Source organism: Algoriella sp., from assembly GCF_036647415.1.
Classification (GTDB): Bacteria; Bacteroidota; Bacteroidia; order Flavobacteriales; family Weeksellaceae; genus Empedobacter.
In genome coordinates this window covers 1-20349 of the sequence record NZ_JAVXKG010000003.1, presented here as the reverse complement: position 1 = coordinate 20349, position 20349 = coordinate 1, and the positions used below count along the sequence as shown (strand labels likewise).

The following is a 20349-nucleotide window of genomic DNA, read 5'->3' as shown; positions in this document are numbered from 1 at the left end:
AATCCTATTTATAGTTTTTCTATTTATAGGACGTTTGGCATACTTACAATTATTCACAGATCGTTATACGCTAAACGCTTTTAATACATCTATTAAGCAAGAAATTGTTTACCCAAACCGTGGAGATATCTTAGATCGAAACGGAAAGTTATTAGTAAGTAACACCTATTCTTACGAATTAGATGTTATTCCAGGAAAAGTATTTGATAAAAAAACAAGAGAATTTATCAATGGTTTTGACCGTAATAAATTTTCTAAAATGATTGGTATTTCTGATTCACAATTTGATTCTATTATGAACAAGATTGTGAATGCAAAAGATTATAAAAAACTTTCACCATATCCATTTATAAAAAATATTTCACGAGAAAATTTTGCTCGTATGCAAGAGCAGTTGTATTTGTATCCTGCATTTAGTATTATAAAGCGTCCCGAAAGAAAATACATGGTAAATTCTGCTGGAAATATATTGGGCTATATAAACGAGGCAGGACCAGCTTATATAAAAACAGATTCTACTTATTATCAACCAGGAGATTTAGTAGGAATTGCGGGTGTGGAAAAATCATACGAAAAAGATTTACGCGGAATAAAAGGTGTGAAAAACTGGATTGTAGACCGCACAATGAATGTTGTTGGACCATATAAAAATGGTGAATACGATCGTCCCGTAAAAAGTGGAAAAACAGTTAATCTTACAATTGATTTTAGATTGCAAGAATTAGCAGAACAAATGCTCAAAAATAAAAGAGGTGCAATAGTTGCTTTAGATCCAAGTTCTGGTGAAATATTAGCTTTAGCTTCCGGACCAACAATTAATCCAAATGATTATTTAAATTCTAAATTAAGAAATGCATTAATCAACGATTCTATTTCAAAACCAACTTTTGATCGCGCCTTACAAGGAACTTATCCGCCAGGATCAACTTTCAAGATGGTTACAGCTTTGGCTGCTTTGCAAATGGGAACAATGACAGAGAAAACGACCTATGTTTGTAAACATGGTTTTCGTTACGGACGTATGCATATTGGTTGTCACTGTGGGCTATATTATGCGCCACAAGGTTTAGAACATGCAATAGGAAAATCATGTAATAATTTTTTCTCAGAAACATATCGTGATATTGTTCGCAAAGATCCTAATGATTATAGTGTTGGGATGAATCAATGGGCAGCAATTATGAATAGTTTCGGATTAGGAAAATTTATGGGAACAGATTTGCCTGTAGGAAGTAAAGGACTTATTCCGACAGCAGAATTTTATGATACTCGTTTCGGAGAGGGTGTTTGGAATCCGTATCGTATCATTTTTAATGGTATGGGACAAGGAGATATCAACACAACACCTTTGCAGATGGCTAATTTTGTTGCGGTTATTGCAAATAAAGGATATTTTTATACACCGCATATTGTTCGTCAAATTGATGGAAAATCAATTAAAGATTCAACTTATACCGTTAAAAAGAATACATTAGTCGATTCTAAACATTTTGATATTATTCATCGTGGAATGCGTAATGTATTTACAATGGGAACAGGACGTAGTTTTGAGACAAGTGCTTTTGTACAATTAGGTAAAACAGGAACTTCTCAGAATTCTCATGGTCAAGATCACTCATTATTTGTATTATTTGCACCAGCAGATAAACCAAAAATTGCGATTGCTGCAATTGTAGAAAACGGAGGTTGGGGAACAACTTATGCAGGACCAATGGCGAGCCTAATTGCAGAATTATATGTAACAGATACTATAAAACGTCCTCATCTAGTAGAACGCATGAAAAATGGAAATCTACAAGGTGAATATCGTCGCCAATGGATAGATTATCTGAAACGAAAAGGATTATACATCGAACCAGTCAAAAAAGATTCATTAGTGAGTAAAATTGATTCACTAAAATTTAAAAAAGATTCTACAAAAAGAAAAAATGAGCCAAAACAGATTGCTACAAGGAATTGATTGGATGGTTCTTATTCTGGGTTTGATTATCGTAACCTTTGGAATTATGAACGTATATAGTGTAAACCAAGATTTGGGCGTAAAGCAACTAATTTGGTTTGGACTTGGCATGGTCATGGTTTTAGCTTTGATAATTGCAAGTGGAAATAACCGTAATTTTTTCGAGATTTATAGCCCTGTTTTTTACATTATATCCATTGTTTTACTTATCGGAGTATTAATCGTTGGTAAAGAAATTAACGGTGCAAAAGCTTGGTATAGGTTTGGTCCACTAAGTTTACAGCCCGCCGAATTTGCCAAAATAGGTACAGCTTTACTTATTGCAAATTTCCTCAATCACTCCAATGCTAATCTGAAAGATATAAGTTTTATAGGTAAAATATTACTTATAATAGCTATTCCAGTTGCACTCATTTTACTTCAACCCGATTTAGGATCTGTTATTATTTTCTGTTCTTTAAGCATCGCTTTGTACAGAGAAGGGCTGAATCCTTGGATAATTATAACACCAATAATTGGTCTAATTGTCTTTTTAATTTCGATTGTACAAATTCCTTTTTATGTATTATTAGTTTTTGGATTTATAGTTTTAGTAATTGTACTTCTAATGCTCGCTTTTAATTATACAAAAGATGTGATTGATGCGATGCATGGTATATTAGTCGGGCTATCAGCTTACTTTTTATTATTAATCATAGTTTGTTATTTTGTAGAAAATTTATCAGAAGAAACCCGAGAATCATTTGGACATTTTTTTCCGATGCGATCATTGTTTTTTTCTGAACCAATATTTTTTAATACAGTATTTTTTGGCTTGATTGGGTTCGTTATTTCAATAGTTCCGATTATTGTTTTGAAATTAACAGAGCAAAAAGAAATTCATAACTCACCTTTTAAAATGCAATCTGGTTTAGCAGCAAATATGCTAAATCTTAGTATTATTGTTTCGATTATTTTATTATTAATAACGAGTATCATCAGTTTTATATCACCTATTATTTTCGAAAAATTACCAAAACACCAGAAAGAAAGGGTGATGGTTTTATACGAAGGTGAGGCGAAATACCGAGATACTTCTGGTTATAATTTATTGTACGCCAAAACTGCAATTGGCTCTGGAGAATTGTATGGTAAGGGATATAATCAAGGAACAATCAAAAAAGGAAGATTTGTACCAGAACAACAAACCGATTATATTTTTACAACAGTAGGAGAGGAATGGGGATTTCTGGGAAGTACATTTTTAGTCTTGATATATGCTGTTTTTGTGGGACGATTATTTTATCTCGCAGAAATTCAAAAGAATCGTTTTGCACGCTTTTATGGTTATTGCGTAGCATCTATATTATTTTTCCATTTCTTTATCAATATAGCGATGGTAATAGGATTGTTTCCGACAGTAGGAATTCCGTTGCCTTTCTTTAGTTATGGAGGAAGTTCGTTATGGGGATTCACTATTTTGATAGGTATATTTTTAATCATTCATTATAAAAATAGTCAAGGATTTATTTAAATTAAGATATAAAAAAAGCTATACCATTGAGTATAGCTTTTCGTTTTTTATATATTTTAGAACTGTTATTTTTTAGCAGCTTCTAATTCAGAAATATGATGTACTTCTTTGATTATTTTATTGTCTTTATCTACTAAAAATAAAGTAGGAGTAGAACTTACACTAAACTGTTCTGCAATTGGAGAATCCCAACGCAACAAATCAGTATAATTATACCAAGGTAAATCTTTTGTAGCGTCTTTAAAAGCAGTTTCATCAAAGTCTAAAGAGATTGCTACGATTTCACCACCTTTGGCTTTAAAATCTTTATAAAACTCTTTTATGTAAGGAATTTCTTGCTGACAAGCAGGACACCAAGAAGCCCAAAAAACAATTAACTTTTGATTTGCTTTGATATCGTATAATGATTTTTTACCATTTATAGCTTTATCAAACGTAATGTTAGGAACTTTACTTCCAACTTGCATAGCTGAAGCTTGCCCAACACGTTTTTTTAACTGATCTGTAATTTTACATGTTAAACCATTTACTTTATCAACATATTTTTTGTGAAAACCAGCATATTGATCTTTCGGAACAATGTTTAATAACGTTGATAAAATATTTTGACCACGAGCAGTCGTAATATCAGTTTTAGCTAATATTTCGTCAGTTGCAGCAATCAATTTTTCTTCAATATTATCACCTTCACCAGTACTCAATTTAGTGTTAACATACGCAAATACTAAATCAGTAAATGTTCCAGATTGCTCTAAACGATCATCATCATTTACAAAGTGAGTTACAATTTTATCAACCGCTTGCGTATCTTTTCCAGATTGTGCAGCTTGTTTCAAATCGTTCAATGTTTTGATATAATCTACTAAACCAGAATATTTAGCATCTTTATTTAATGTATTTATACGATTTTGCTCTTTTATGATAGCTTGATAAAATTCATCAGTTGGTTTATAAGCCTGTAATAAATAAGGGAAAACTTGATTTTGTACTTCATTTAACGGTTGCATAGCGATTATTTTATTATACTCTTTCTGAGTATTTCCTTCGATTATTTCTAATCGATTCATGAAATCTTGTCCCGCTACAGTTTTGAATTTTAAGTTTTTATTATCTGTTAATAATGAAAGATTTTCACCAGTTGGTAAATCAATTCGTACAAAACCATTGTATTCTTTTGGAACATTGGCAGAGAAATTTCCTTGCGCATCTGTTTTTGTATTTTTGATTAATTTAAGATCAGAATTTTCATAAATTTTAACCAATACAGATTTGTTTGCATAATTCTCTAATTGTCCAGAAACGGTGAATTGTCCAAAGACAGAACTTCCTAAAACAACAAGAGGTAATATAAATTTATTTTTCATAGTATATGTTTGTTATATAAAAAAACCTCAATCATTTGATTGAGGTTTTAAAAGTATGAATTTATTTTCTAAGTAATTCTCTTTGTTTATAAGAAATTAATCCTGCGATTGTAATTGCAGTTATAATTAATATTGGTGCATAATCATTTATTGGTACTTTTCTATTTCCAGTTCCATGTCCATTTTCACTACCACCACCACTACAGTCAAATCCTGGTTCACATGGCTCTTGAGCATACATATAACTTGTGTAACTAAAAAACAGTAAGGCAAATAATAAATGTTTTAAATATTTTTTCATAGTTAGGGTTTATTTGTTAATGGTTTTCTTAGTTACAACTTTTCCGTTTTTGTATGCAATTTTTACAACATATACACTTGGTACATTTATCAAGTTTAATTTATAATCTGTATTTGTAGAAACATTTACTTTATTAAATATTTGTTTACCAGATATATCATAAACTGCGATGTCAGCAGTTGTATTTTTTTCTTCAAACTTAACAAATTGACTACTATTATTAGTGTATAAATAAGTCGCGTTAGCTCCATTTAAATCATCTGTACCTAAAGTTGATGGTTTTTCGTTCCAATAAAATTCAAAACGATCATTTATTTTGTCATCTGCTACAAAAGATATTTCAGTTGCTTCGTTAACATCAATTACTTTATTAGTAACTTTATCATAGAAATAATACTTTCCTAAGTTTAAATCTTTTACTTTATTTAGAATAGAGTATTCATATAGATTTAAGTTTAAACGATAATTTTTTCCACTTTCTAAATTATAAAATCCAACTCTTAAAGGTTTACCTATATAATCTTCGTTATTAAAAGAGTTTGTTAATGTTTGTGCATTTAATATAGGATTTCCATCTTTATCTTCTTCGTAGAAAAATATAGCGTTTGTTATTTGATTAGTTGTTGCAGTTCCAGTAACCATGAAATTTGCATTTAATAAATATGCAGCATTTCCTTGTATTTGATCTTCTTTAGTCAAATATAATTCTAACTGTGTAAAATCAAAATCTGTAACTAATCCTTTTTCTTTTAACTCTTGATTATTTAATAATGTTTGATTCTGGTTAGATTGGTTTTCATTTCTACTGTATAGACCATTACCTGGTAACCCGATTGTTTTATAATCATAACCAAATGTTTTTTGAGAATCAGTAAGTGTTACTTTAGCATCAATTATACGTGAGCCATTCCCAGTTGAATTGACAGCATAATAATCAACATAAAAAGACTCATAAGGTTTTACTAATAACGCTTCAGGGCTTCCTGTCCAAAAGTAATTGGCATTAGCACCATTTTTTTGTAAATATGCACTTAATGTTGTAGTTCCCGAACTTGTATTTCCATTACTAGAATTCCATTTGATCGTGTAATCATTTGCTGTTTTGAAAACTCTAAAACGAAGTGCTCCCCAAGCATTTGCAGGAGATTGATTAGCACCAGCAGTCGTAGTAAAAGTTATCCATGATGAACCTGTATTTACATTAGATAAATCTAGATTAGAAGTAAAAGGATTTGCTAATCGATGTAAATTTTTACCAAATAATTTATCGTTATCATATTTAGCACCTGTTTGGTTTCCTATATATGAATCATACGATTCTGCATAGTTATTGATTCTACTCTTCCAATCTTTCCATGTTAAAGCTTCAAAATCTTGCGCATTACCTTTTAGTCCACTTTTTAAAGAGTAGTTAATTGTATTGTTGTTTGGTATACCGCTAAACTTAACAGGACCTACCAAAGTATTAATGGCAGTTTTAACAGGAGTATTATTTCTTAAATTTAATAAATATCTTTTTTGCGGTTCTATTTTATAATTATTATCAACTGCATCATATTCTGTTTCGGCAACATCCCACACGAATAATGATTGTTGGTATCTTTTATTAAGCCCACAATCTGTATTCACACTACAATTACCACTAAAAAAATTACCTCCAGTTAAAGAGTTAATAACATCTTTTGCTAATACATCTTTAAAAGGTAATGAAATAAGATACTCATCATTATTTAAATTAGGAGTAGATCTTTCTATAGTTAAATTACCAGTAACAGTCGTTGCGTCTTTGATTATTAATTGACCATAAGACGTATCACTTGTGTATTTGTTAACAAAGTTTTTACCGGTTGTATTTCCATTGGTAAAACCACCTTGAACTTGTATGTTTCCTTGATTAATTATTTTTTCTGTAGTACCTCCAGCAGTTGTAGTTGTTACACTAACACTTCCTCCATTATAAAATAATGTGTTAGGATTTACTTTTACAATTACCGCATCATTAATAGAGGTATTCTGAGCAGAAACACTATATATTGCACTCAGTGCAAATAAAGCAAGTAGATTCTTTTTCATAATATTATGTTATTTTAGGTTGGGTTCTTTATTAAATTTAAAAAATAAATTCATTACAAAGATAAAAATTTTTATTAAAAAGTTATTATACAATTAATTATATTGTAACTTTTTCTGGTAAATCTTTAATTTCATACATTAAATCGGTAAAAATCTCTTCCGATACCGCTCGTAAACCACGAGCTCCTAACCCTAAATCATTTGCCTTATCTACAATTTTATTTAAAGTTTCGTCCGTCACTACTAACTCTTTGCCATCTAATGCAAAAAGCTTTGTATATTGTTTTAATAAGGCATTTTTAGGTTCAGTTAAAATTGCTCTCATTGCTTCTTTATCTAATGGTTTTAGAAACGTGATGATTGGTAAACGCCCGATTAATTCTGGTATAATTCCAAAATTTTTCAAATCTTGTGCATTTACTTCATCCAAAAGATTTTCTATTACTTTTGTTTCTTCATTTTTGAAACCGATTACGTGTTTCTTTAGGCGATCTGCAATGTGTTTTTCTATTCCAGAAAAAGCACCACCCGCAATAAATAAAATATCTTTTGTATTTACTTCGATAAATTTTTGATCTGGGTGTTTACGACCTCCTTTAGGTGGAACATTAACAATAGTTCCTTCTAATATTTTTAATAAAGCTTGTTGTACACCTTCACCAGAAACATCTCTTGTAATAGATGGATTATCACTTTTACGTGCAATTTTATCCATTTCATCTATAAAGACAATTCCTTTTTCGGCTAGTTCTACATTATAATCTGCAGATTGTAAAAGACGTGTCAAAATACTTTCTACATCTTCTCCTACATAACCAGCTTCTGTTAATACAGTTGCATCAACTATGGCAAATGGTACATTTAATAATTTTGCAATAGATTTTGCTAATAATGTTTTACCAGTTCCTGTTTCTCCAACTAAAATTACGTTAGACTTGTCAATTTCTACATCATTGTCTTTGTCTAACAATATTCTTTTATAGTGATTATAAACCGCTACAGATAATATTTTTTTTGCTTGATCTTGTCCAATAACATAATCATCAAGAAATTCTTTAATTTCTTTAGGTGATTTTAATGTTAAAGGTTTAATCAATTCATTTTTATCATTAAATTTTGATTCTTCAAGAACTATGCCATGAGCTTGTTCTATACAATTATCACAAATATTACCGTCGATTCCTGAGACTAAAATATTGACTTCATTTCTGTTTTTGCCACAAAAAGAACACTTATTTTCTTCCAATTTTTTTAAGCTTAATTAAGCTACAAAGTTATTTACTTTTTATTGATTTAGAAAATATTTCTATGTTAATTTAATCAAAGTGGTCAAAATAAGGATAATATAATAATAGTTTTGCTTAATTATTTTTGTGAATTATTGTCGTTTTTTTTCTAAATGTATTTTAAATAGTAAAACATTGATGATATTATTCAAAATAAAAAAGGATACTCAAACTGAGTATCCTTTTTAGTTGTATTGTTTTATGTGAATTATTTAGAACGAGGTGTTAAAACTTCATCTATCATTCCATATTCTTTTGCTTCTTGCGAAGTCATCCAGTAATCACGTTCACCATCTTTTTCGATTTGCTCGAAAGTTTGTCCCGAATGTGTTGCAAGAATATCATATAATTCTTTTTTCAATTTCAAGATTTCCTTCAATGTAATTTCCATATCAGTTGCTTGTCCTTGTGCACCACCTAAAGGTTGATGAATCATTACACGTGAATGTTTTAATGCAGAACGTTTACCTTCTGCTCCAGCACATAATAAAACTGCTCCCATAGAGGCGGCCATACCTGTACATATTGTTGCAACATCTGGTTTTATTAATTGCATTGTATCATAAATACCTAAACCTGCATAAACACCACCACCTGGTGAGTTTACATAAATTTGAATATCTTTTGTAGAATCTACACTTTCTAAAAACAATAATTGTGCTTGTATGATGTTCGCAATTTGATCATCGATAGCTGTTCCTAAAAAGATAATTCTATCCATCATTAATCGAGAAAACACGTCCATTTGTGCAACGTTTAATTTTCTTTCTTCAACAATGTATGGTGTTGTATTTTGAATGTAGCTTTCTAAATGTAAAGAGCTAATTCCTTTATCCAACGCCGCATATTTTTTAAATTCTTCTCCTACGTTCTTCATTATTAATTTAGATTTTAATGAAAGTTAAAGAATTTTTCAGAAGTTTTAATTAAGCTTCTGCTAATTCTTTGTTTTTTTCTGTAATTAAGTCTACAAACTCGTCAAAAGTAACTTCTTTCTCGTTTAATTTTACATTTTCTTTGAAAACAGCTAACATTTTATCTGTAAATACTTGGTAAGATAAACGGTTATACTCTTCTTGATTTTGTAAAGCAGACATTGCTATTTGTTGTAAAGTTTCTTCTGGAATAGAAGATTGACCATACATTTTTAATTGATCTTTAATTGCAGTAAAAGCAGCTTCTTTTACCTCTTCAGCATTCACTTCAACATTATTTGTTTCAGCAATTTTAGCTTCGATTAATTGGTAACGTAAACCTTTGTCCATTTTTACCAATTCTTCTTTTGCTTGTTCTTCTGAAGTTACATTTTCGTTAGAAGTTAATAACCATTTTGTTAAGAAAGCTGTTGGTAATTCAAAAGAAACAGTATCTAATAATTTAGAAACAACTTCATTAATGATTTGTTTGTCAGCTTCTTTGTTGTACATGTTTTCTGACTCTGCTTTGATTTTGTTACGGAAAGCTTCTTCTGAATCTACAGTTCCTTCTCCATAAACTTTATCAAATAATTCTTGGTTAACTTCAGCTTTTTCAGCTTTGTTAATTTCTTTGATTGTGTAAGTTACATTTACACCTTCTTCAGAAACTTCTGTATTCAACTGTTGTGCAGCTTCTTCAGCAGTATCAAAAATAGTGTTTGCGTTAACTTCGATTACATCACCAACTTTTTTACCAATAAATGCAGCAGTATCTTTCAATTCTTCTAAACGGATAAATGTTGGTTTAGCTTCTTGACCTTCTACTTGTGCATCAACTTTTAAAATTGCTTCTGCTTCAACTTCTGCTAAAGATTTTAATGAACCAAAACGTCCAGCAAAATTATCTACGTATTTTTGTACTTCTTCGTCAGCAACTTGTACTTTGTAGCTGTCAACTTCTACTTTAGATAAATCAACATCAAATTCTGGTGCTAATCCTAATTCGAAATCAAAATTTAATTGATCAGCATTCCAATCAATATTTTCTTTAATTACAGGAACTGGATTTCCTAAAATTGATAATTTTTCTGTGTTGATGTAGTCAGATACGCTTTTTTGTAAAATCTCATTTACTGTATCTAAAATAACAGCTTGTTCATATTGTTTTTTTACAAAACTCATCGGTACTTGTCCTTTACGGAAACCTTTGATACTTGCAGTTTTTTTGTATTGGTTTAATACATTAACTACTTTTTCTTGATAATCTGCCTTGTCAACAGTTACAGTTAATACTGCGTTTAAATTGTCTGTTGTATTTTTAGTAATATTCATCTACCTTAAATTTGGAGTGCAAATGTATAAAATTTTAATCATTTTTAATAGTAAAAACTAAGATTACAAGCAATTCATTTACTTTATTTTAACAATTATTCGAGATAATTTTCAAATAAATGTTTTTCCTCTAATAATCTATTTATAAAAATTTTAAACATTTCTTTTTTGTGTATATTCAAATCACGTTCCAAGTTACTTTTTTCTGTCAATTTGACATATAATGTAAGGGGGTATAGCAAAAAAAATCCAGAACAATGTTCTGGATTTTTATAAGTTATAGATAGAATTTTTTAAAATTCACCATAGTTTGCGTAAGATTCATCAAATACAAAATCTTCCATAAACTTAGTTGTATAGTTACCCGCGATAAAATCTGGGTGATCCATCAACTGTAAGTGGAAAGGAATTGTTGTTTTGATACCTTCGATATAAAATTCTGCTAAAGCACGTCTCATTTTTGCAATTGCTTCTTGGCGTGTTTGTGCCGTAACAATTAATTTTGCAATCATTGAATCGTAATTTGGTGGAATTGTATATCCAGCATAAACGTGAGTATCTACGCGAACACCATTACCACCAGGAATATTAATTGAACTAATTTTACCTGGAGAAGGGCGGAAGTCGTTATATGGATCTTCTGCATTGATACGACACTCGATAGAATGTCCGTTTGGATAATAATTTTTACCAGAGATAGGTTCTCCAGAAGCTAACATAATTTGTTCACGAACTAAATCGAAACCTGTAACTTCTTCTGTAATTGGATGTTCTACTTGGATACGAGTATTCATTTCCATGAAATAGAAATCGCCGTGTTTGTCAACTAAAAATTCTATTGTACCAACACCTTCGTAACCAATGTATTCACATGCTTTTACAGCAGCGTCACCCATACGTTTACGTAAATCGTCTGTCATAATTGGTGAAGGAGTTTCTTCTGCCAATTTTTGATTACGACGTTGAATAGAACAGTCACGTTCTGATAAATGACAAGCTTTACCATTTTGGTCGCTAGCCACTTGTATTTCGATATGACGTGGTTCTTCAATCAATTTTTCCATGTACATTCCGTCGTTACCAAAAGCTGCTGCAGCTTCGGCACGAGCAGATTCCCATGCTTTTAATAAATCTTCTTCTTTCCAAATTGCACGCATACCTTTACCACCACCACCGGCAGTTGCTTTCATCATGACAGGGTATTTTATTTCGCGAGCAACTTCTATAGCTTGTTCGTAGCTTTCTAATAATCCATCAGATCCAGGAACAACAGGAACACCTGCTTCTTTCATTGTCGCTTTAGCATTTGCTTTATCTCCCATACGGTCGATGTTGTCTGCTGGAGCACCAATAAATTTGATTCCGTTTGATTGACAAATTTTAGAGAAAGTTGAGTTTTCAGATAAAAATCCATAACCTGGGTGAATAGCATCAGCATCTGTAATTTCTGCAGCTGCGATGATATTTGACATTTTAAGGTATGAATCTTTACTTGGAGCAGGACCAATACACACAGCTTCATCTGCGAAGCGTACGTGTAAAGATGTTTCGTCTGCTTTAGAGTAAACGGCAACCGTTTTGATTCCCATTTCTTTTGCTGTACGTATAATACGCATAGCAATTTCACCTCTATTAGCGATTAATATCTTTTTAAACATAGTTTTGATTCTAAAAATAGATTAAGCTGGATCAACTAAGAATAATGGTTGATCGTACTCAACTGGACTAGCGTCGTCTACTAATATTTTAACAATTTTTCCAGAAATTTCAGCTTCGATTTCGTTGAATAATTTCATTGCTTCAACAATACATAAAACTTTCCCAGGAGCGATAGTGTCACCAACACTAACAAAAGAGTCTTTACCTGGTCCTGAAGAGCGGTAGAAAGTACCAATCATCGGAGATTTAATTGTAATTAAGTTACTGTTTTCTTCAGCAACTGGCGTAGTAGAGTCAGATGTAACTGCAGCTGGCGCTTGAGGTAATGGCGCGTTAAATTGTTGTTGAGCTTGCGGTACATAAAATTGTTGAGAAGCTGATTGAACAGGAACGCTATGTAACGTTTTGATTTTAATCTCAATATCTTCTTGCTTGATACTTACTTCAGCAACTTCTGCTTTTGATACGAATCTAATTAAATTTTGAATGTCTTTAATGTCCATATAATGCGGTTTTTATTTTGACCTTAATTCGTTATATTTTTGTTAAACGAAGACCAAAGGTATTAAAAAAAAAATAAAAAAAGCTGCTTCTTTTTTAAGAAACAGCTCCAAAATCTTTCAAAGATTGTATTATTCAGTAACTTCTTGTACTTTTTCTAATACTACTTTACCTTTATAGTATAATTTTCCGTCAGCCCAGTGAGCTCTGTGGTATAAATGTGCTTCACCAGAAGTTTTATCGATTGCTATTTGTGGAGCTTCGATTTTGTAGTGCGTTCTACGTTTATCTCTTCTTGTTGACGACTGTCTTCTCTTAGGATGTGCCATATCTAACTACTTTTTTTTCTTTATTTCTATATGTTATATTAACTAATAAAACCAATTAAGGTTTTAAATCTTTCAATTTTGTCCAACGTGGATCAATGTCTTCGTTATCGTCGTCATCTTCACCTTCGTCGTTTTTATCATCATATTCATTGTCTGTAGCATTTTCGTTTATATCGTAAATACTATATTGATCTAGTAAATTAATCATTTCTGAACTACTTTCTCCGTTTAAGACATCGGGATGAATTCTTTTTGTTGGTACAGATAGGATCGCTAATTCATAAAGAACTTGCGCTACATTGATTTGGTATTCTTCTCTAGGAATAACCCATATCTCACTATCCGTATCGTCAAACTCTTCGCCAAATTTAACAATTAATTCTGCATTATTCGAAATTTTTTGCGGAAACAATTCTCCAGTTAAATCACAGGGTACAATAATGTGCCCATTTAAGTTGATTTGTAACTCTAGCATTGTCGATTTTTTATCTAAACTAATTGTGATAATTAATTTAGGATTTTCAAAATCTTGCTCAATTTCAAATAAATCAAAGAACGATTGTGATAATTCAAACGTAAAATCATTCTCACCTAAAGGCAAGCTTGAAAATACAATATTATAATTTTTTAACTTGTCCATGCCATGAAAAGGTCTGCAAAGATAATTTATTTTATTTGAAATAAATAGTCTTTATCAATGATATTTTATTTTTTTTTAATTTTCTCCTCTTTCTAATTTCAAAGGGGTAGATTGTAGCACGTTTTTCGTTAACTCTTGATACTCTAAACGATTTTTGTGTAAATCTATTGCTGCAAAAATGGCTTCTTTAAAAGATTCTTCGTTTGCAATCCCTTTTCCGGCGATGTCATAGGCTACGCCATGATCTGGAGAAGTGCGTACAAATTTTAATCCTGCTGTATAGTTTACACCTTCATCAAAACTGATGGTTTTAAATGCCACTAAACCTTGGTCATGGTACATTGCTAAAACGGCATCAAAAACGTCTAGATTAGATGGATTAAAGAAACTATCGGCAGAATATGGTCCGTAAACCAATTGATCATCATTGATACAACGTTGAATAACCGGTTGAATAATTTCTTTTTCTTCGCTTCCTAATAAACCATTGTCACCTGCATGTGGATTGAGTCCTAGAACGGCAATTTTTGGTTTTGATATAGCGTAATCTTCTACTAAACTTTTATAAATCTGTTGAATTTTAGCGTAAACTGTTTCTTGAGAAATACTTTCTGCAATTTTATGAACAGGAATATGCTGTGTAACCAAACCAACACGTAATTTCTCTGAAACTAAGAACATCAAAGGATTTCCACTCCAAATTTCACCTAAATACTCTGTATGACCAGGGAAGTGAAACTCATCTGATTGAATATTGTCTTTGTTGATTGGTGCAGTTACCAAAACATCTGTAAAGCCATCTGTTACAGATTGCGCAGCAGCTTTTAATGATTGATAGGCATGTTCGCCAGCTTCTTTGGTTACTTTACCAAAATGTACATCGATTTGATCTTTCCAAAGGTTGACTACATTTATTTTTCCATCAACAATTTGATTAGCATCTTGTATTCCTTGAAAATTAATTTTGTCAAATTTTAAGCGATCTTTTTGAAAAGATAACAATTTTGTCGAACCAAAAATAACAGGTGTAAACAGTTCTGTGATTTCTTTTTCTTGTAACGTTTTTAGAATAACTTCTATTCCTATTCCGTTATAATCGCCAATTGAGATGGCAACTCTAATTTTTCTATCTTTTTCAGACATAATTTTTGTTTAAAATGATTGACTTGAAGGTTTCGTTTTCTTGAAAAATTTCTTGTAAATTAAATCTACAAATAAACCTCCAATCCAAGAAGAGAAAAATAAAACAGGGCAAATTGCTATTTCGTACCAAGTTGGGTGATAGGGCGTTATTAGAACGTCTCCAAGCGCAACAATTAGTAAAATAAAACCAACAAACATTGTATATGCTTGCTTGGCTCTTCTTACGATAAGAGCTGTGATTACGCCTCCAATAAGAGCTGCAATACCACTGATGGCAAGCATTGATCCGAAAAATTGAACTTCGTGTTTTTTTCCTTCTCCATGAGAAAAGAATTTGATGATGTGTCTCCATTCTGGGAAAACTTTATCATCCCATCCTAATCTATTTGCATTGTATAAGAGTCCAAATTGAATAATTAGAAAGATTATTATTAATCCTATAATTACAGCAATTGTATTTCTTAATACAGTTTTGTCTTTTAACATAGTTTTGTTTTAGTCTGCAATTGCAATCACAGATATTTCTACATTTACGTCGCGAGGTAAACGTGCAACTTCTACACATTCGCGTGCAGGATAGTTTTCATCGTTAAAGTATGAAGCATAAACTTCGTTTAACGCATTAAAATCATTTAAATCTTTTACAAAAATAGTTGTTTTTACGACATTATCAATAGAAGTTCCTCCAGCTTCTAATATTGCAATTACGTTTTTCATTACTTGATGAACTTCGTCTTGAATACTAGTTGTAACTAATTCATTTTTTTCTACATTGAATGGGATTTGTCCTGATGTGTAAAGAAAACCATTGTATTTTACACCTTGAGAATATGGTCCAATTGCTTGTGGCGCTTTATCTGTATGTACGATTTGTTTTTTCATTTTTTATATATTTTAGTAATTAAGTCTTGATCTGTCGTTGTATTTTAAATCACTTAAGATTGAAGCTTTGATTCCGATAAAGAAATCATAACTTTTATATGTTCCCATAGGTGTCCAACCAAAAGATAAAGTAAAGCTTCGTAAATCTCTCTCGAAACCGAAACGTACATAGGTAATTTCGTTATCGATAAAATCGTATGTTGCATTTGCTGTGATTGCCCAGTATGGAGTTGGCGATATTTTTCCGTTCATAGCTAAAGAACCAGTTCCTTTACCTTTTCTTTCAATTCCTTTTATATAGGTATAACTAATATTGGTTGTTAAACTCCACGGAATTGCAAAATGTGCATAATTATCGTTGTCGTAATAGAAATTTTCGTCACGTACTGTTCCTCGTTTTCTATAATTTTTTGCATCAAATGTTTTACCTCCAAAAGTACTATTATCAAAAGTATAACCTGTTCCAAGTGTTATGTTTTCGAATCTTAGTCGATCTAGTTTGTCTATTTGTTCAGAAACTTCGCTTCCAGATGCATCTATATAACGTTGTATTTTATATGGATTAACGAAAGTAGAAAATTGTACATTAACTTTACGATCAAATAAAGATGTCATTCCATTAATACTAATAGGAGAAAGTTTAAACTCTTCTGCAGAAAAATTATAAGCAGAACTTAATCGTAAATATTCAAATATTTTCACTTTTTTGAAACCTTTTGGATCGCTACTGTCTTTTACTTTTATCTCTAAATTATTAGAAATAGCAAAGTTTATTGAGTTAGATAAAGGATTAATTGCTGAGCCGTATAACATGTTTTCATACTGATTATACCAAACTTCTTTTTGATTTTTATCTATATATGGTTTGTAATATTTCCAATTTGGATTTTGGAAATTTGGAGAATAATTATACCCAATAGTTGGTGTAATAACGTGTTGAATTCCTAAAATATTTGCATCTTTATTTTTGTTGACAAATGTTCCGTAAATATTTGTAGAAACTGCTGCGTTAAAGCTGAATGTACGATAAGTATTGAATCCTTTTAGATAAGTATTTTCGATTTTATTGTTAACAGAATTATAACTTCTTACTAATTTATTGTCTCCCCAAACTTCGTTATAATCAGAAGATAAAGTTATAGGAAAATAATTGGCAAGCGTAATACCTGTATTTAAGTCAATTCTGTGTTTTGCTCCCATACGCATCTGTTCTTTCCACATTTTATCTTTGAAAATATCATTGTCGTTGGTGTTTACCTCATTACCTGCTTGCATTTTATATGTTAATCCAAGGTTTTGTAATAAACCTTCTTTTGGTGCGTTTTTCTTTGAAAATGGAAAAATACGAGACATTGTCAAGTCAAGTCTAGGAAAAGTAATGTTTATAATTCCTGTGTTATAATTTTGAGAATGTGACATACTCAGCTGAGCAGTTAAAGGTGCATTTTCAAAATTTTTTGTTAAGTTGATAGATGAACTAACGTTATTTGTAAAAACTTGTCCAGTGTTAATATACTGATTTCTTACAGATTCTCGGTAATATTTAGAACTAGAAAAGTTAACATTTGCGTTAAACAATAAGTACGGATTAGCTTTACTGTCTTGTGTGTGCGACCACATTATACCAAACATATTTTGTTTAGAAAATGCATTAGCACCATCTGTTAAACCTTTTATTCCCGTTAATCTATTTTCTACATTGGCAGATACTTGACCATTGTATTTATAACGTTTACGATAACTAGATTCTGCACGAGCTGCCCAACTACCTTTTGTATAAATATCACCCGAAAGTTTTAAGTCAAAATTATCTCCGAACGGAACATAAAATCCTAAATCTTCTATAAAAAATCCAAGATTAGAGCGTTCTCCCGGACGAGGCATCAAAATACCTGCTGCACGTTTTTCTCCCATTGCCGGAATATAACCAAAAGGTAACGCCAAAGGTGTAGGAACATCATATACCCAAAACTGAATTGGACCTGTAATTAATGTTTTCTTTCCCTTTTTATCAATCATTTTACCTTCGCTTGCACGCATAAAATAATCTGGACGTGTATCTTTTCCTTCTTTAAAATAAGTATCGGTTGTAAAATCAGCACGTTTCAAGAGCATCACAGAGTCATTAACTCGCTTTGCTTTATCAGCGATAATAATACCTTCTTCTTGCGTCATTCTAATGTTATACGCAATTCCTACTTTGGTTTTGAAATTAACTTTAAAAGCATCCTGAAGAATTTCTTGTTGTCCTTGAATAAACTTTGTTTTTTCAATAATATTACCAATAGAGTCGCGCTTACCTTCGGCATATACGTCACCCGTATCCCAATTAAGCTCAATGTAATCAGCATCAATAGTCATGTCACCATAAACCACACGCGCTTTGCGAAGCAAATACGTCATGCGTTTTTTACGGTTATGAATTTCGTCTTCAGAACTATGTTCTACTATAAACTCTAATTTTTCCTTTACAGGAATAATTGTATCTAATTTTATTGAATCAGAAACAACTTTAGTGTTATCTTTATCGTTATTATTTTGTTTAATTTGCCCAAACGAAATGGTGCAAACCATAACAGGACTAAAAAATAAAATCGATTTAATTGCCTTTGTAAACAAATTGAAAAACTTATTTTTTATAAATTGCGTCAAAATTAATCAAAAAAACAAACCTATAGTATGAGTTTAAAAATGATTAACATACAAAAGTATTTATTTTTTGCAATGATGTTGGTATTTTCTACAATTTCATTTGCACAAAAAAAACAAAATTTTGTTATAGTGATCGATGCGGGGCATGGAGGAAAGGATGTAGGAGCAAGGGGAGTAGCTGATTTAGAAAAGAATATAGCACTAGATGTAGCACTTCGTTTTGGAAATTTAATTGAAAAAAATCACAAAGATGTTAAAGTTGTTTGGACACGTAAGACAGATGTTTTCTTAGAATTATGGGAAAGAACACGTATTTCGAATGATAATCATGCGAATCTATTTGTCTCAGTTCACTGTAATTCTGCAACAAATAGCAGTGCGACAGGAACTGAAACATTTGTAATGGGTTTAAAAAAATCAAATGAGACTGATGAAGTGTCAAGACGAGAAAACTCCGTGGTTTTTTTAGAAAAGGATCAAGAAAAGTATGAAAAATTTGATCCAAATGATCCAGAAGCTGTTATTGCTTTCGAGATTATGAACGCGGCATATAAAGAACAATCTATCCGTTTTGCGGATTTGGTAGAAAAGAATTTTGTAAACAAAGATCTTAGAAAAAGTAGAGGTGTTAAACAAGCAAATTTTCACGTATTAAGAGGAAATGCATCGCCATCTGTCTTGGTTGAATTAGGTTTTGTCTCGAATTATGATGAAGGAACTTTTTTGGCTTCGGAAGAAGGAAAACAAAAAACGGCAGAAACTTTGTATGAGTCTTTCAAACAATTTAAAAAAGAATTTGACCGTAGAAGTGGAATCGAAGATGAGCCTGCTCCAAAACCTGCTCCAAAAGTTGAAAAACCAGTAGAAGGGAAAAAACTTAAAGTAAAAGTAATGGAGTCTAAAATAAAATTTTCTGCAACATCACCACAATTACGTGGTTTAACAGATTTGGATGTCATACAAGAAGGTGAAAATTATGTCTATTATTATGGTGAAACTGATTTACAATCGCGCGCAGATGATTTACTAAACACAGTTAAAAGAAAAGGTTTTTCGGGTGCTAAAATTGTAGAATTCGAAACAAATAAAAAATTAGAAGGAGGTAAAAATTACCGTGTACAGTTTATGACTTCAAACAAAAAGTACAAAGATCGTGACGATAAATTTAACGGACTTACAAACGTACTACGTGTAAAAGAAGGTAGTTTACAGAAATACTATTTTGGTGCAGATAAAACAATAGAAACTGCGCAAAAAACATTGAAAGAAGTACAAGACAAAGGTTTTAGAAACGCCTTTATTGTTACATTTAATGGTGAAGATCCATTATAATGTAATATAAAATGTTTCTTTACAAATTAAGTTTTATTTTTGCACAAAATCATTACAAGTGAAATTATCTAAAGAATTAAAAATAGGAATCATAACCATTATAACATTAATTGGTTTTTTCATGTTATTCAATTTCTTAAAAGGACAAAATATTTTTTCATCAGGACGTTTATTTACGGTGAAATTCGAAAATGTGAATGGACTTGCGCCATCAAAACCTGTTTCTATAAACGGATTGAGGGTTGGACAAGTAAAAGAAATAAAAATTATAGAGAATGCGAAACCAATTTATTTTGAAGTAGTATTATCAGTAGATAAAGACATCGAATTCTCTAAAAAAACAATTGCAGAAATCTATGAACCAGGACTTATGTCTGGTCCAGAAGTTAGATTATTGTTAGATTATGGTCCTGATATTGCAAAAGATGGCGATTTTTTAAAAGGTCGAATTGCAGGTGGAATGTT

At 31.1% G+C, this 20349-nt stretch carries 18 protein-coding genes; 4 read left to right on the top strand and 14 right to left on the bottom strand.

What is annotated here, in order from left to right; translation table 11 throughout:
* Together RSC72_RS01750 and rodA are read left to right on the top strand one after the other, a co-directional pair.
* On the top strand, positions 1–1960 hold a 1960-nt coding region (locus RSC72_RS01750), incomplete at its 5' end, for a penicillin-binding transpeptidase domain-containing protein (protein ID WP_332578388.1).
* Positions 1929–3473 (top strand): rod shape-determining protein RodA, encoded by a 1545-nt coding sequence (rodA, locus tag RSC72_RS01745; protein WP_332544232.1) that lies wholly within the window; start codon positions 1929–1931, stop codon positions 3471–3473. The genes RSC72_RS01750 and rodA, both read left to right, overlap by 32 nt.
* Before the next feature lie 65 nt (positions 3474–3538).
* Here the strand turns inward: rodA and RSC72_RS01740 are convergent, their stop codons facing one another.
* From RSC72_RS01740 to RSC72_RS01675, 14 genes are all read right to left on the bottom strand, one after another.
* On the bottom strand, positions 3539–4837 hold the full coding sequence (locus tag RSC72_RS01740; RefSeq protein WP_332544233.1) for a TlpA family protein disulfide reductase: 1299 nt from the start codon (positions 4835–4837) through the stop codon (positions 3539–3541).
* A gap of 61 nt (positions 4838–4898) precedes the next feature.
* The gene (locus RSC72_RS01735) at positions 4899–5078 is read right to left on the bottom strand and encodes a hypothetical protein (protein WP_332544234.1); all 180 of its coding nucleotides are present in this window, start codon (positions 5076–5078) and stop codon (positions 4899–4901) included.
* 69 nt (positions 5079–5147) lie between these two features.
* Positions 5148–7211, bottom strand: a complete 2064-nt coding sequence (locus RSC72_RS01730; protein ID WP_332565882.1) for a hypothetical protein — start codon at positions 7209–7211, stop codon at positions 5148–5150.
* Between the two features lie 97 nt (positions 7212–7308).
* Positions 7309–8457, bottom strand: a complete 1149-nt coding sequence (gene clpX / locus RSC72_RS01725) for an ATP-dependent Clp protease ATP-binding subunit ClpX (RefSeq protein ID WP_332545526.1) — start codon at positions 8455–8457, stop codon at positions 7309–7311.
* Positions 8458–8705: 248 nt separating this feature from the next.
* Entirely contained in the window at positions 8706–9374 is a 669-nt protein-coding gene (gene clpP, locus RSC72_RS01720; protein WP_332565883.1) for an ATP-dependent Clp endopeptidase proteolytic subunit ClpP, read from the bottom strand.
* Between the two features lie 49 nt (positions 9375–9423).
* Positions 9424–10746 (bottom strand): trigger factor, encoded by a 1323-nt coding sequence (locus RSC72_RS01715; protein ID WP_332545530.1) that lies wholly within the window; start codon positions 10744–10746, stop codon positions 9424–9426.
* 293 nt (positions 10747–11039) lie between these two features.
* Positions 11040–12404, bottom strand: coding sequence for an acetyl-CoA carboxylase biotin carboxylase subunit (accC, locus tag RSC72_RS01710; RefSeq protein WP_332545532.1), 1365 nt, complete (start codon positions 12402–12404; stop codon positions 11040–11042).
* Positions 12405–12425: 21 nt separating this feature from the next.
* A complete protein-coding gene (gene accB / locus RSC72_RS01705; protein ID WP_332545534.1) occupies positions 12426–12908 on the bottom strand; it encodes an acetyl-CoA carboxylase biotin carboxyl carrier protein in 483 nt (160 codons plus the stop codon).
* Positions 12909–13037: 129 nt separating this feature from the next.
* A complete protein-coding gene (gene rpmF, locus RSC72_RS01700; protein WP_092906230.1) occupies positions 13038–13235 on the bottom strand; it encodes a 50S ribosomal protein L32 in 198 nt (65 codons plus the stop codon).
* Between the two features lie 55 nt (positions 13236–13290).
* A complete protein-coding gene (locus RSC72_RS01695) occupies positions 13291–13875 on the bottom strand; it encodes a YceD family protein (protein WP_332545537.1) in 585 nt (194 codons plus the stop codon).
* 75 nt (positions 13876–13950) lie between these two features.
* Positions 13951–15018 (bottom strand): 4-hydroxythreonine-4-phosphate dehydrogenase PdxA, encoded by a 1068-nt coding sequence (pdxA, locus tag RSC72_RS01690; RefSeq protein ID WP_332545539.1) that lies wholly within the window; start codon positions 15016–15018, stop codon positions 13951–13953.
* A 9-nt stretch (positions 15019–15027) separates the two neighbouring features.
* Positions 15028–15504 carry a hypothetical protein gene (locus RSC72_RS01685; protein ID WP_332545541.1) on the bottom strand — a complete coding sequence of 159 codons (477 nt, stop codon included), beginning with the start codon at positions 15502–15504 and terminating at the stop codon, positions 15028–15030.
* 9 nt (positions 15505–15513) lie between these two features.
* Positions 15514–15900 (bottom strand): RidA family protein, encoded by a 387-nt coding sequence (locus tag RSC72_RS01680; protein WP_332545543.1) that lies wholly within the window; start codon positions 15898–15900, stop codon positions 15514–15516.
* A gap of 12 nt (positions 15901–15912) precedes the next feature.
* Positions 15913–18519 carry a putative LPS assembly protein LptD gene (locus tag RSC72_RS01675; protein ID WP_332545545.1) on the bottom strand — a complete coding sequence of 869 codons (2607 nt, stop codon included), beginning with the start codon at positions 18517–18519 and terminating at the stop codon, positions 15913–15915.
* A 72-nt stretch (positions 18520–18591) separates the two neighbouring features.
* Between RSC72_RS01675 and RSC72_RS01670 the strand changes: the two genes are divergently transcribed.
* Positions 18592–19884, top strand: coding sequence for an N-acetylmuramoyl-L-alanine amidase family protein (locus RSC72_RS01670; RefSeq protein ID WP_332545546.1), 1293 nt, complete (start codon positions 18592–18594; stop codon positions 19882–19884).
* A 58-nt stretch (positions 19885–19942) separates the two neighbouring features.
* A partial coding sequence (locus tag RSC72_RS01665) for an MlaD family protein (RefSeq protein WP_332578387.1) occupies positions 19943–20349 on the top strand: 407 nt, incomplete at its 3' end.

What these genes read in the sequence shown, in the direction of transcription:
- rodA (WP_332544232.1), top strand. Translation starts at nt 1,929, where the DNA reads ATGAGCCAAAACAGATTGCTACAAGGAATTGATTGGATGGTTCTTATT.
- RSC72_RS01740 (WP_332544233.1), bottom strand. Translation starts at nt 4,837, where the DNA reads ATGAAAAATAAATTTATATTACCTCTTGTTGTTTTAGGAAGTTCTGTC.
- RSC72_RS01735 (WP_332544234.1), bottom strand. Translation starts at nt 5,078, where the DNA reads ATGTATGCTCAAGAGCCATGTGAACCAGGATTTGACTGTAGTGGTGGT.
- RSC72_RS01730 (WP_332565882.1), bottom strand. Translation starts at nt 7,211, where the DNA reads ATGAAAAAGAATCTACTTGCTTTATTTGCACTGAGTGCAATATATAGT.
- clpP (WP_332565883.1), bottom strand. Translation starts at nt 9,374, where the DNA reads ATGAAGAACGTAGGAGAAGAATTTAAAAAATATGCGGCGTTGGATAAA.
- RSC72_RS01715 (WP_332545530.1), bottom strand. Translation starts at nt 10,746, where the DNA reads ATGAATATTACTAAAAATACAACAGACAATTTAAACGCAGTATTAACT.
- accC (WP_332545532.1), bottom strand. Translation starts at nt 12,404, where the DNA reads ATGTTTAAAAAGATATTAATCGCTAATAGAGGTGAAATTGCTATGCGT.
- accB (WP_332545534.1), bottom strand. Translation starts at nt 12,908, where the DNA reads ATGGACATTAAAGACATTCAAAATTTAATTAGATTCGTATCAAAAGCA.
- rpmF (WP_092906230.1), bottom strand. Translation starts at nt 13,235, where the DNA reads ATGGCACATCCTAAGAGAAGACAGTCGTCAACAAGAAGAGATAAACGT.
- RSC72_RS01695 (WP_332545537.1), bottom strand. Translation starts at nt 13,875, where the DNA reads ATGGACAAGTTAAAAAATTATAATATTGTATTTTCAAGCTTGCCTTTA.
- pdxA (WP_332545539.1), bottom strand. Translation starts at nt 15,018, where the DNA reads ATGTCTGAAAAAGATAGAAAAATTAGAGTTGCCATCTCAATTGGCGAT.
- RSC72_RS01685 (WP_332545541.1), bottom strand. Translation starts at nt 15,504, where the DNA reads ATGTTAAAAGACAAAACTGTATTAAGAAATACAATTGCTGTAATTATA.
- RSC72_RS01680 (WP_332545543.1), bottom strand. Translation starts at nt 15,900, where the DNA reads ATGAAAAAACAAATCGTACATACAGATAAAGCGCCACAAGCAATTGGA.
- RSC72_RS01670 (WP_332545546.1), top strand. Translation starts at nt 18,592, where the DNA reads ATGATTAACATACAAAAGTATTTATTTTTTGCAATGATGTTGGTATTT.